Annotated in this window: 7 protein-coding genes and 1 pseudogene; 5 read left to right on the top strand and 3 right to left on the bottom strand. The window is 51.9% G+C overall.

The genetic code is table 11. The annotated features are described in order from the left end of the window. Both PKX57_RS09245 and PKX57_RS09240 read right to left on the bottom strand, forming a co-directional pair. Positions 1 to 241: pseudogene (locus PKX57_RS09245) on the bottom strand (APC family permease); the annotation flags it as partial. Between the two features lie 146 nt (positions 242 to 387). Further along, the gene (locus PKX57_RS09240) at positions 388 to 5,226 is read right to left on the bottom strand and encodes a DUF4011 domain-containing protein (protein ID WP_472416934.1); all 4,839 of its coding nucleotides are present in this window, start codon (positions 5,224 to 5,226) and stop codon (positions 388 to 390) included. Between the two features lie 563 nt (positions 5,227 to 5,789). Here PKX57_RS09240 and PKX57_RS09235 point away from each other — a divergent pair. From PKX57_RS09235 to PKX57_RS09215, 5 genes are read left to right on the top strand one after another with little or no spacing between them, the layout of a single operon-like run. Next, complete coding sequence (locus PKX57_RS09235; RefSeq protein ID WP_472416932.1) at positions 5,790 to 6,953, top strand: ROK family transcriptional regulator; 1,164 nt, start codon at positions 5,790 to 5,792, stop codon at positions 6,951 to 6,953. Positions 6,954 to 6,985: 32 nt separating this feature from the next. Then, positions 6,986 to 7,909, top strand: a complete 924-nt coding sequence (locus tag PKX57_RS09230; RefSeq protein ID WP_213921823.1) for a substrate-binding domain-containing protein — start codon at positions 6,986 to 6,988, stop codon at positions 7,907 to 7,909. Positions 7,910 to 7,947: 38 nt separating this feature from the next. Continuing rightward, the gene (locus tag PKX57_RS09225; protein ID WP_472416929.1) at positions 7,948 to 9,165 is read left to right on the top strand and encodes a hypothetical protein; all 1,218 of its coding nucleotides are present in this window, start codon (positions 7,948 to 7,950) and stop codon (positions 9,163 to 9,165) included. Next, a complete protein-coding gene (locus PKX57_RS09220) occupies positions 9,143 to 10,693 on the top strand; it encodes a sugar ABC transporter ATP-binding protein (protein ID WP_470745053.1) in 1,551 nt (516 codons plus the stop codon). Before PKX57_RS09225 ends, PKX57_RS09220 begins: the two co-directional genes overlap by 23 nt. Further along, positions 10,694 to 11,644: an ABC transporter permease gene (locus PKX57_RS09215; protein ID WP_472416927.1), complete on the top strand. Its 951-nt coding sequence runs from the start codon at positions 10,694 to 10,696 to the stop codon at positions 11,642 to 11,644. Between the two features lie 45 nt (positions 11,645 to 11,689). Here PKX57_RS09215 and PKX57_RS09210 read toward each other — a convergent pair. Then, the coding region (locus PKX57_RS09210; protein ID WP_472416925.1) for a TRAP transporter permease at positions 11,690 to 12,942 on the bottom strand (1,253 nt) is incomplete at its 5' end.

Below are 12,942 nucleotides of genomic sequence, written 5' to 3'. Positions count from 1 at the left end.
CTTTTGGCGAAAAAAGGAAGGCGCCGTATTTGAAAGTTCCCCCCGTAGTTGGAAGCGTCGAGCCGAGTAACATGACATTGATCATTATGACCGCCATCGGGAGGAAGGCGAAAACAAAAGCCATTATAGTTCCCGCTCCCGCACTCCTGTAAGCGAGCGGCATATAGACGAATATCCCGGCTCCGATCGTCATGCCGATTTCTAGAGCGACGAGATCCCAGAACTTGAGGGCTTTTTTCATGTTGAGTACCTTTCCGGCCGATTGCGAGGGGCAACAAAACGGTCCGAGTTTGTATATCGTGTATTATACAATATGCGGCTGCCCCTGTTATAGCCATACCGTACCCGTTACAGAGCATGGCAAAAAAATGGTACCCTTGAGATCGACTATTTTGCGCCGTCCGACAGGCTCAGTCTGTCTGTATCGCTTTCCAGTTGACCGTTTTGAATAAGGAACTTTATTTCTCTGTCTATAAGTTCGTTCATCGTGGTTCCCACTCTCCTGAAGCCGAACAGCTTCGAGACATCGGTCTTCAGATCCTCCCTGTTCATGCTGAAGGCATCTTTCAGGCAGAGTCTTATCGCTTCCCTGACTTCAACAGGAGGTATATGATCGGCCTTCCTTGCGTTCGCGCCCGTCGCTCTCCTGGGCAAGACCGTTTCGCTACGGTTCAGGATGAAGTCGCCTTCGAGTTCATACTTTTCCTTCGGAAGATTGAACAGTAGATATTGCTTCAATCTCTTTCTGGAGATGCTACCTGATTGCGTATACATGTTCCGGTTCATCGCGGGGAGGAGTGTCGGGTGATTCTCATAAAGCCCGAGTATTCTGGATACGACCTCGTCCAGATGTACCGGCGCCTCTTTCTCCATCACAGCCTGTATCAACTGTCCGGCACTCGAGAGTTTTCCGGATCTCGAAAGCTCGATCAGATCAGGCGGATTGAATCTCTCATAAACCGGCAACGACGGTTTATCGTTTTCGAGCTTTTGCAGGTTCTCCTCCGGTATGGTTTCTACGGTATTTGATTCGCCTTCGACACTTGAGTTCGACCGGGCCTTCTCGATCTCGGAGAGGAGCCTATCCCTTTCTGCCTTTCTGTCGAATACCCAGTCTCTGGACCAGACCCGCGTGATTTTCCATCCGAGGTTTTCCAGAACTTTCTGGCGGAGTCTGTCTCTGTCGCGGGCGGTTCTTGCCGAATGGTACATGGCGCCGTCGCACTCTATCCCCAGCAGATACTTTCCGGGTCTCCTGTCGTCCACAACGGCGAGATCTATTCTGTAAGAGGAACAGCCGACCTGGCTGTGAACAGTGAGAGAGCATTCGGTCAACTCTCTATAGACCTCCTCTTCGAATGGTGAATCGAAATCGGCTTCCCTGTTCCTCCTTTCACTCTGAAGAAACCCTGTATGACCGCCACTTTCTGCAAAATTGAGGTACTCCCTCAGGGCCAGCACACCGGGCGTCTGCACATCGGCGGGAATATCGCCCGCCTTTATCGAGCTCACTACCGTTACTTTCTGTCTCGCTCTTGTTATGGCTACATTCAACCTTCTCTCGCCCCCGTTTTTGTTGAGGGGACCGAAGTTCATGGTGAGCCTTCCCAAATGGTCTCTTCCGTAACCTATGCTGAAGATCATCTCGTCCCTCTCGTCGCCCTGAACATTTTCGAGGTTCTTTACGAAGAAGGGTTCAGGAGACTCCTCTTTGAAAAACTCCTCGAGTGATGGATCTTCTCTTCTGAGCAATTCGAGACAGTCCATTATAGCCATCTGCTGCGCCTCGCTGAAGGCGACCACTCCGAGCGAGACCAGCGGCTTGCTTCTGGCATGATTCATGACCATCGTGGCGACCCTGAGTGCCTCTTCCTGATTCTTTCTGCTTCTGGCCCTATCGTAGATGCCGTTATCTACGAAAATCATAGAAATTCCACAGCCGGGGCCGTCGAAATTACTGGAGGGAAAAGTGTTCAGGCGATTTTCGTAAAAATGGTGATTCGAGAAGGCTATGAGCGATTCATGACGGCTCCTGTAATGCCAGAGCAGTTTCTTTTCCATCAATCCGGCTGTGCTGCACTCGTCCAGTATGCTCTCCAGACTTTCTAGATCGCTTTCTTCCTCTTCGAGTTCCGCAACGTCCGGCTCGGATATTTTGAAGAAGCTGGTAGGCGGGAGTTGTTTATTGTCGCCGACGATGACTACCTGATCGGCTCGCATGATCGCCCCGACGGAGTCTTCGGGAAAGACCTGCGACGCCTCGTCGAAGATCACCAGATCGAATCTAAATCTTTCCGGGTCGATGAAAACCGAGACTGAAAGTGGACTCATCATCATACAGGGCTTGAGGACTTGAAGAAGGTTGGGTATCTCGGAGAAGAGACGCCTTATGGACTTATTTCTTCTCTTCTTGGCGACCTCTCTTTTCAGTATCGAGGTCTCGGCGCTTCCTGACCTGGCAAAGTCGCTGACGGGTATCTTCTGCGCCAGAAGCGAAGCGAGTCGTTTTCTGGCGTAGTGTTGCTGCTTGATGTCCAGCCTTCTGAATTCCTCCACGAGTATGTTCTGCTCACTCCCTGAGAATGAATTGAGAATCGTATCTTCTCCGTAGAAGAGTGAAAGGAGCCTACTGTAAAAACCTTTGAGGAAGACCTCTCGCAGGTCGGCCGGATCTACACCTTCTTCGAAGGCGTTTTCCAGGAAGTCCTCCAGTCCGATGCGCTTAAGGTTTTTCACGCTCTTCTTAAGTGAAAGCCACTCCTGGAGGTGAATCGAAGCTGTCGTCAATTCGCGGATGAAACTGGCGGTACGTTTGTAATCGCTGATCGATCCTCCCCGGGCTATAACAGAGATATCTACAATGGTCGAAATATCCATAAGTTGAGTTTTCAATCTTTCCTTCTCTATAGATACGGAGTCCAGCCACAGATCTGCAGTCATCGCCGGTATATCTGATCTACGCTCTTTGTGAACACGGATCAGTCCGACAAACGAGAGGAGTTCGGCCAGCTCAGTTAACGTTCCAGCAAGCTGTTCGAGCCCGGCTTTCACTTTGTCGTACTGCCGGTAATGAATAAGGAGGCGCTCTCTGGAGTCGAGCAAAAGCTCCAGCAGATCGCTCTCTTCAAAAACGCAACCGGGTGGTATAACGCGAGAGGCAACTCTGGAGGCCATTTCAAGGTCTTCAACTATCTTCGAAATGTCCGGCAGACCATTTAAAGTCAGAGAACGAAGCAGCTCTACTTTCTTGCGGTACCGCCCTAATAACCTTCCAAACCAGCTACGGTACTGGCCTTTGAACTTGCCGATGAGTTCATCGTGATCGAGCGAGAGAATGCCGGCACGATACCTGGTGAGGAGATTTACTGTTTCTTCGAATGGTTTCATTGTGTCGATGTTTCTCTGACTTCTGGTGATCTCGCCTACTCTCGTTCTTTTTTCAATGAGCGCTTCGTAAGAAGAGACCAGCTCCTGAAGACTTCGTTTGGCCTGGAGGAATATCCCGCGGTATTTAGAAGGGAGAGTCCTTTCTATTTCCCCGATGAGTCCTATTAACACGGAAACCGATTCGATAGTCTTATCCTCGGTCGGGTGGAAGAGATCTTTTCGATTTATTATCACATTTAGCGGAGTGTCTATTCTGGAAAGACTTTCGACGAGCCTTCCGACATCTTCCGGTTCACACCCTCCGAGGCTGTCCAGTCTTTGTATCGTCTCGTTCAGCGCTTCAAGCGATTCTCTGATACGTATAATCAGGAGCGCATCTGGACCGTCGGCCTTGACCGCGTTGAGTGGGCTGCAGCGGTAATCGCGGTAGATATCTGCAAAACGCTTCACCTGATCGAGATCATGCAGAATAACGCCCATTTCCTCTCTGTCAAGTTTGCCTGTACCTTCGTATCTGAAACTGAGAGATTTCACGCCATCGAGTTCGGCGAGTTTTCCATGAACTTCGAAAGCGGAGATCCCGAGATTCGATCGTTTCCTGTGAAGGGCCTCCACATAACGGTTGAGATTTGTCCTCAGCTCTTTAAGCCTGATCAATTCCCTGTCTAGAGGGTCAGTATCGACTGCGTGTTGTCTGGCCTGCGTGAGAACTCTATCGAGTTCGTTGAGGACCGTCCTTTTTCCTGTTTTCCTGCTGTGCAGTTCCAGACAGAAATCTCCGAGCCCACAGCCGTCTAGACGACGCTTAACCACTTCTAGAGCCGCCATCTTTTCGCTCACAAACAACACTCTTCTGCCCAGACTCAGGCATTCGGCGATTATATTTGCTATAGTCTGACTCTTGCCCGTTCCTGGAGGCCCCTGAATCACCAGATTTCTGCCTGCTTTAACGGCCAGAATCGCCTCCTGCTGGCTGGAATCGGCATCGAGTATTTGGTAAGAGTTGACTGGATCTATCGCTTTGTCGAGATCTTCCACAAATTCCGAATCGCTATCCTCAAAGGGTTCGATACTACCGGCTGCTATAGATTTCAAAACCGGATTTTTGTAAACTAGTGCTTGATAATTTTCAAGGTCCTTGTACATCGAGAGTTTCGCGAAAGAAAAGACCCCAATTACAGCTTCTTCAACTATTGACCATCCGGAAAGGGGGTTTATTATCTCCGAAATTTTCGCAAACATATCGCTCAAAGTCGATTTGCCGATAACCATATCCTTCTCGAAGGCCGCAGCCAGATCCAAACCGAATTCTTCGAGCTTTTCACAGAGGGTCGGATTGAGAACGATCTCCTCATCTATCATCCTGACTGTGTAAGGCGAGGCAATGTTGTCACGCTCGATGGTCACAGGTACGAGAAGCAAGGGTGAGAGTAAGTGATTCTGACTCGCGGGGCTTTCTCTCCATTTCAGAAGACCGAAAATCATGAAAAGCGTGTTGATACCCATCTCTTCGTAGGAAGTTCTGGATTTCAGGCGCAGTCTGTTCAGAACCAGGTTCATCTCCTTCTCTTCCCTTTCGGTAAGTACCTGGCCGGACTTTAGATGTCCGGAAAAGTCATCCGTGAAGTTGCCGCTTTCACGTGGGGGAGTTGGAACGAAGCTAATCACTCTCTCCCTAACGGCAAGGGTTTCGAAGATAACGTTAACAGAGGGAGAGAGAAGTTTGAGCGTGCCGGTCTTTCCATACCTGAAATTTATCAATCTGTTTCTCATAGAGAAATCAAGTAGATCCCTCTTCCACTTCTCGATCTTCTGCCCTACCTTTTCGTCAATATCCATGACTCACCCCGCTTGCATCGAACGGTCTTGCAGAATAAAAAAACCGTGCGACGAATCTTTTAATGCCCTTGATTCAAGGCGTTTCAAGGTTTGATAATAAACGACAACTCCCGTTCCGGACAGACCCGTATGCTCCACGAAGCTAAAAGCCGATTGCAAAAAGAAGAGATTGCCGTATAATACTCTAGCACTTATAACCGGAAAATAGAAAACACGAAAAAGAGCGCGTATTTTCCACAAACAGTCCGCGATCGAGTTGCTGGTTTTCCAACAATCCTGACACGTCTTAGCGTTCGCCTACATACAACTAACAATGTTTACTTACATCCGGTGGCTAGTAGATCGACCGCCGTTCTTTCGGCCTTTCCTTTGTCGTTTGTGAAGAATGAGCTATAATTTCACCGAAATTGGTTAGTATTTTTTATTTACCAATGTTGTGTATAAATTCCCGCAGTAATCGAAGAAACGTTCTTAACAGGATAGATCAAGCAAAATTCCCGCCGAATCTCACTTTGACTGTGGAAGCTGAACGTTTCGGCCGGACGTTCTGGAGGAAGCGAGTGGTGTCGAAGCTCATGGAACTTAGAACAGAAGAAATTTTGAGAATAACGAGGGAAAAGAAGCGAACATCGCGCGTGCAGCTCGCGAAAGTCACGGGCCTCAGTAAGCCGACGGTCTCTTCCATCGTCAACGATCTGGTGAGAAAAGGCATTTTAACGGAGACCGGACTAGGGAAGAGCAAGGCCACCGGCGGAAGGAAGCCGATCAATCTCTCCTTTTCCCCGGATTTCAAATATGTATTGAGCGTTGATATAGGCGGCACAAAGGCGATATTCGCCCTGCTGGATCTCGACGGTAACATACTCGTTCACGAGACGGTCCCGTCAGAGCTGTTCCGCAACGGAAAGGGGATATTGAAGGAGCTCGAAGAGAGGCTGGAGAGATACATAAAGAAGGCCGGCAGAGAAAAAATACTCGGTATTACGCTGGGAATACCGGGAACGGTTGACAGATCTTCTCAGGTCATCAAATATATGCCTTCGTTCGATCAGGGGGATCTCGATCTCAAATCGCCCCTGGAGGATAAGTACAAAATCTCCGTTCTCGTCGAAAACGACGTGACACTGGCCGCCTTCGGCGAATCCTGGATCGGGGCGGCGAGGGAGTACGGCGATGTGGTTCTCGTTTCCATCGGTACGGGAATTGGCGCAGGTATAGTCATAGATAACACTGTTTACAGGGGTTACGCCGGAAGTGCCGGCGAGATCGGGGAATTCGTGACAGACTGGACTCTGGAATCGAGTGAAAGTTCGGGCTTCGGCCGACTGGAAAACTGGTTCTCCGGCCACTCACTGGAAGCGTTCTGTAAGGAGAACGATCTGCCGATAACGGTCGAAGGGCTTTTCGAGAGAATGGAAAGCGACGAAAAGACAAGAGAAAGAATCGTGAACGGCTGTGAGCATCTGGCGCTGGCTTTCGCCAACTCATTGATGCTTCTGGATCCTGCGAAGTTGTTGATTGGAGGTGGTATTGGGTTCAACCAGTATGACCGGATCTTTCCGATCATCGATGACACCCTGAAAAGAGTCCTGCCCGCGGAGCTCTACAGACCGGATCTTTTGAGCAGGGCCGTTCTCGAGCCTTACAGCGTGGTCATCGGTGGCGCGTACTTCGCTCAGAAAGAGCTACTTCTCAGAGAGGTTCTTGGGGGTGCTTCAAGAGAATGAGAAAAGGCAATCCAAAGACAGGAGGAGTGAATATGAAGAAGGCAGTTTTTGTAATTCTTTTACTTGTTATGGCCGTAGCAGTGGTTTTGGCGACTGATGTAGCCGTTCTTCTACCGGGAACCGTCGAGTTTTTCAGCGTGCAGCGCAGAGGTCTCGACGCGGCGGCCCAGGAGTTCGGACTCAATCTGATCTACGCCGATGCCGAATGGGACGCCGGCAAACAGCTTTCACAGGTCGAGAACTTCATCGCCAGAAAGGTCGATCTCGTTCTGCTCTGTGCGGCCGACAACATGGCGCTCAGAACGGCCGTCACCCGCTGCAACGAGGCAAATATCCCGATAATCACTTTCACCAACAGCATCGGAACCGATCCCGAAGGAAAGTATCCCGGTGTCATCTCTCACATCGGACGGTCCGAGATCGGTTCTGGGGTCGTGCAGGCCGAGTTCGTCGAGAAGCTCTTCGGAAATGCTTCGATAGACATTATACTCATCGAGGGCAACCCCGGCACAACGGCTCAGAGAATGCGTGAAGAGGGGTTCATTTCAATTGCGAACAAGTACCCGAACTGGAAAATAATCGAGAAACGACCGATAGACGGCTGGACAAAAGAAGGAACTCTGGCTTTCATGGAAGCCTTCCTCCAGAGCGGCAGAAATGTCGATGTGATCGCCTGCCAGTGGTGGTCCGGCGCCATAGCCGCTTCGATGGCTCTCAAAGAGAGAGGCATAAGCGATGTCTACGTCCTCGGACTGGAGTACGCGAGGGAACTGGTTCCCTACATCGAATCGGGCGATGTCTACGCGACCACATATTTCTCGGTTGTAGAAGAGGGTTACAAAGCGGTAGAGGCCGCACACAAGTATCTCACCGGTCAGGAAGTTCCGAAGTTCGTCGAGATTAAGCAGATTATAGTGACCAAAGACAACGTGAAGGAATTCGAACCTGAGATGTAATTGGATGTAATTGAGCGAACGGAAACGGAGGTCGATTCATGTCGCTAGCGGAAAGAGTGAAGATCCATTCGCAGCTTTTTCTGAACGAAGAGCTTACTCCGGATCTTGCCGACAGGCTGAAGAGAAAACTGGAAAAAATGAAACGTCTGGGACTGGAAGCACTGATGATATGGTCCAAAGATACGGACAATCTCGGCCGGCTGGCTTCGATTTGCGCCCGCGAAGGTGTCTCTCCGTATCTGTGGTATCCCATGCTGGCGGACACACCGGCGCGTTTCGAGGCAAAAGATTTCCAGGTGGTGGCGGCGGTCGAAAGCGGCCGTTCCCAGATACTTGAGGCTCAGAAGGCCGGCGGAGAGGAGTTCGCCTTTTTGTGTCCGAACAGGGTAGGGGGAGAGGAGAAATTTCTCGAGCTCTTCGAGGAGACTCTCGATCTGGCAGATTTCGCGGGGGTATTTTTCGACAGAATAAGGTTTCCCTCTCCGGCCAACGGATTGAAGGAGATCCTCACCTGCGTGTGTGACGATTGCCTCGAGCGATCGGGGGGCGTTATTGAAAGTCTGCGAGGGGACCTGCAAAGACTTCTCAAAGAGCCGGGAAAGGCTGTCGGCGTAGAGGCCATGCCGGGGATTCTCAGAGAACTTTTCGCTTCGATCGAAGAGGCGATCGTATTTCGAACGACCTCCGTTTCCGCGCTTCTTGCCGATTACGCAAGAGCGGCGCGCAAGAGGAACCTCGATATCGGTATAGATCTCTTTCCGCCATCGCTGGCGAGGCTGGTCGGTCAGGATTACACGGAACTGTCCAGGCACGTTGACTGGATCAAGCCCATGATCTACTGTAAAACCATGGGACCGGCCGGCCTTCCGATGGAACTCCTGTCGCTCGCGAAGATACTTCGAGAGCTCAACGGCAACATCTCGGAGAGAGACTCGTTATGTGTCCTCGAACAGCTGACGGGGCTCGACCTTCCGGAAAGCTTCGGAGAGCTGGCCTCAAAGGGACTGACACTGGATAACTACGACAGGGAACTCGAAAAGCTGGAGAGTCTGGACCGGGGCGGCGCCGTCAGGATCTATCCCGGCTTTGAAGCGGTGGCTTTTCCGCCCGTCTGCTCCGTCGATCCGGCCATAGTTGGAGAATACGTTCGTAGAACACTGAACAGAGGGTATAGAGGATTCACGCTATCGTGGGATATAAGACAGATACCGCCCGCGAACCTCGAAGCGGTGGGTGATTTTCTTGCCGGGTGGTAAGAGTGGAACCAGAAATATTATCGAGATCAGGAACTTCTCGAAGAGCTTTCCTGGAGTTCAGGCCCTGAAAGACGTGAGCATGGATATAAGGGTCGGAGAAGTCCACGCCCTGCTGGGGGAAAACGGTTCGGGCAAATCGACTCTCACCAAGTGCATAGTAGGAGCCTACCACAGAGATTCGGGAACGATGATCTACGACGGCGTCGAGAGCAGCTTTCTCTCCCCGGCCGAGTCTTTCAAGAACGGGATCAGCGTCATATACCAGGAGCGCAGCCTGATTCCAAAGCTCACTGTCGAGCAGAACGTCTTCCTCGGGGATGAGCTACTGAGCGCCGGTCTTTTGAGCGGCAAACAGATGAGGAAGAGATACACGGCACTCTGTGAAAAGTTCGGTTTCGATCTCCCACCCGACGAAAAGATATACGGACTCGGTGTCGCCCAGCAGAAGCTGGTCGAGATCATGAAGGCTCTTTCCAGAAATTCGAAGGTCGTCATCATGGACGAACCGACCGCATCGCTCTCGAAACAGGAGGCCGATCATCTATTCAAGATCATACGTGACTTGAGGGAAAAGGAGATATCGATCCTCTACATAACTCACATTCTCGAGGAAGTGTTCAGGATAACCGATAGAATAACCATCCTGAGAGACGGCAGAAAGGTATCCACACTCGACACCGCCCAAACCGGGAAAGAAGAGATCGTGAACCTCATGGTAGGGGAGGTCTTCCACGATGCCGAATACATATCCAGCTACGCCAGCTACGACCGCCAGCCGGTGTTGTCGGCCAAAAACGTCGTGAAACTTCCAAGGGTGAGGGATATCTCCCTGGATATTTATCCCGGCGAAGTCCTCGGAATAACCGGGCTCACCGGTTCGGGAAAGACCGAGCTGGCCAGAGTGTTGTTCGGCGCGGAGAAGATCGAGAGCGGGGAGATATTCGTCGAGGGAAGAAGGGTCGATCTTAATTCGCCGGTCGACGCCATTCGCGCGGGGATAGCCCTGATACCCGAGGACAGAAAATCCGACGGTCTCGTGCTGCTCCTGGAGGTCTTCAAGAACATAACCCTGCCTGCGATAGGAGAGTTCACGGTCGGTCCCGGATTGTTGAGCGTCCGCAGGGAGTACGTAAAGTCACAGGAATACCACAAGAGACTCAACATACGTTCCGCGTCGATGAACCAGCAGACCAAATACCTGAGCGGCGGGAACCAGCAGAAAGTGGTAATCGCTAAATGGCTTCTCACCAACCCAAAGTTGCTCATAATGGACGAGGCGACTCAGGGTATAGACGTGAAGGCCAAAAGCGAGATCTACGGCATAGTGAGGGAACTGGCCGAGAGCGGCTTCTCCGTGCTTTTCATTTCTTCGGAAGTGCAGGAAGTGCTGCGCGTGTCCGACAGGATCCTCGTGACCAGAGACGGAGAGATCGTCGGAGAGTTCGGACGCGGCACCCGTCAGGACGAGATCCTCAGAACGACTCTGGGCGGCAAGATAGAATCATCGAATCGACAGGTGGTGAGATAAATGTCAAATCCCGGCGCCAGTTCTAAAATAACCGGCTTTCTGGGTAAATACAAAATCCTGATAGCCTTTCTCGTGTTGATAATAGTTATATCCTTCATGACCCCCAACTTCCTGTCGTGGCGAAATATAATCAACGTGTTCAGACAGAGTTCTATAATCGGAATAATGGCTATCGGAGCCACTTTTGTCATCATTGGCGGCGGCTTCGACATTTCCGTCGGATCGCTTCTCGCGCTTACGGCCGCGATGGTTGTGGGCCTCCAGTCGTACATGCACTGGTTTCCCGCGATGCTGGTGGTCCTGCTCGTGGGGGCGGCCTTTGGGGTCGCGAACGGTTTTCTGACCTCGAAGATCCATATCCCCCCGATAATAGCCACCCTTGGAACGATGACGATCATCAGGGGCATAGTGTATATGTACACCGGAGGTTACCCGCTGTACGTGGATTCCGAGGGCTTCGCCTTCATAGGGAACGGTTATGTCGGTCCGGTTCCCTTCCCGATAATACTCCTGCTTGCGCTGGTCGCGCTGGGACAGTTCATACTGGTGAGGACGAAATTCGGGCGCTACTCCTGCGCCATCGGCGGCAACAAAGAGGCCGCGAGACTCTCGGGTGTGAAAGTCGACTTCTACATAATAATGACGTTCGTCATGGGTGGTGTCATGGCGGCGATGTCGGGTGTCGTTTACGCCTCGAGACTTTTGTCGGTCACACCCCTGGCCGGCCAGGGCTACGAACTCGACGCCATCGCGTCGGCGGTCATAGGCGGGACCAGCGTATCGGGCGGCGAAGGTTCCGTGCTCAGAACTCTGATCGGCGCCCTCCTGCTGACGATGATAACAAACGCCTTCAACCTCATCGGAATCGATCTCTACGTTCAGTACGTCTTCAAGGGACTGGTCATACTCGCGGCCGTCGGGTTCGACTCGTTCTACAAGGCCCGCAGTTGAAATAGAAAAACCTCCCGGTAAAGGGAGGTTTTTTATTGAGTTCGCTCAGGAGACCGTCGCAGGTCTGGCGCCACCCGTCCTTCCGGTGAAGTACTGGTAGGCGAAAACCGCTCCGACCAGCCCGAAACCCAGCAGGTCGGTGACCCAGCCGGGATATATGAGGAGCAAACCGCCGACTATAACCGCGATTCGCTGCCAAAAGGGCATGAGTTTGAACATGAAACCTTCCATTCCCGCAGCGATACCAAACATCCCGACGAGAGAGGTTATTATTATAAAAACCGTCTCCAGAAGAGCCATGGGGTTCGAGAGGACCTCCGGCGTCAGGAGCAGGTTCGGGCTTAGGGCGAATATGTACGGGATTATAAAGGCCGTTATGGCCAGTCTCGTCGCCGTTATGGCTGTCTTGAGAGGGTTGGATTTCGCGATGGCCGCACCGGCGTACGCGGCCAGCGCCACCGGCGGCGTTATATCCGCCACGATGCCGAAGTAGAAGACGAACATGTGTGCAGCCATGAGCGGAATACCAAGTCTGACAACGATCGGGGCCGTTATCGTGGCCATGATGACGTAGTTGGCCGTGGTCGGGACGCCCATTCCCAGGATGATACAGGCTATCATCGTCAGGAAGAGGGCGATGATCGGTATTCCTCCCGAAAGGTTGAGCAGTCCGGTCGCCAGTTCGAGCCCGATACCTGTCAGGGTGACTGTTCCGATGATTATACCGGCCACCGAGCAGGCGATCGCGACGCCTATCGTATTGCGCGCACCATTCTCAAGCGCATCGCCCGCGCTTTTGAAGGTTATCCTGGTGTCCTTTCTGAACATACTGACGATTATCGCCGAGACTATCGAATAGAAGGCTGCCATGGCCGGGGTGAAGCCGGTCATCATGAGATAGATGATGACGACGAGCGGGATCAGTAGAAAGCCCTTTTTCAGCATGAGTTTGGCGAAGTTCGGTATGTCCTTGCGATCGAGTCCTCTCAAGCCCAGCTTCTTGGCCTCGAAATGGATCATCAGGAAGATGCCCGTGAAGTACAGAAAGGCCGGTAGAAAGGCCGCGATCACGATATTCGAGTAAGGGATGCCCGTTATCTCGGCCATCAGGAAGGCGGCCGCACCCATTATGGGGGGCATGATCTGTCCTCCGGTGGAGGCCGTCGCCTCTACCGCCGCCGCGAATTCAGGGCGATAACCTATCTTCTTCATCATCGGGATGGTGAAACTGCCCGATCCGACCGTGTTGGACACAGAGCTCCCCGAAACCATTCCCTCCAGAGCGCTGGATATTACGG

The organism is Mesotoga sp. (assembly GCF_035363035.1).
Taxonomy (GTDB): domain Bacteria; phylum Thermotogota; class Thermotogae; order Petrotogales; family Kosmotogaceae; genus Mesotoga.
This window is presented reverse-complemented; position numbering and strand designations above follow the sequence as displayed.

Excerpts from the sequence above, each read along its gene's own strand:
- PKX57_RS09240 (WP_472416934.1), bottom strand. The coding sequence starts at position 5,226 with ATGGATATTGACGAAAAGGTAGGGCAGAAGATCGAGAAGTGGAAGAGG.
- PKX57_RS09230 (WP_213921823.1), top strand. The coding sequence starts at position 6,986 with ATGAAGAAGGCAGTTTTTGTAATTCTTTTACTTGTTATGGCCGTAGCA.
- PKX57_RS09225 (WP_472416929.1), top strand. The coding sequence starts at position 7,948 with ATGTCGCTAGCGGAAAGAGTGAAGATCCATTCGCAGCTTTTTCTGAAC.
- PKX57_RS09215 (WP_472416927.1), top strand. The coding sequence starts at position 10,694 with ATGTCAAATCCCGGCGCCAGTTCTAAAATAACCGGCTTTCTGGGTAAA.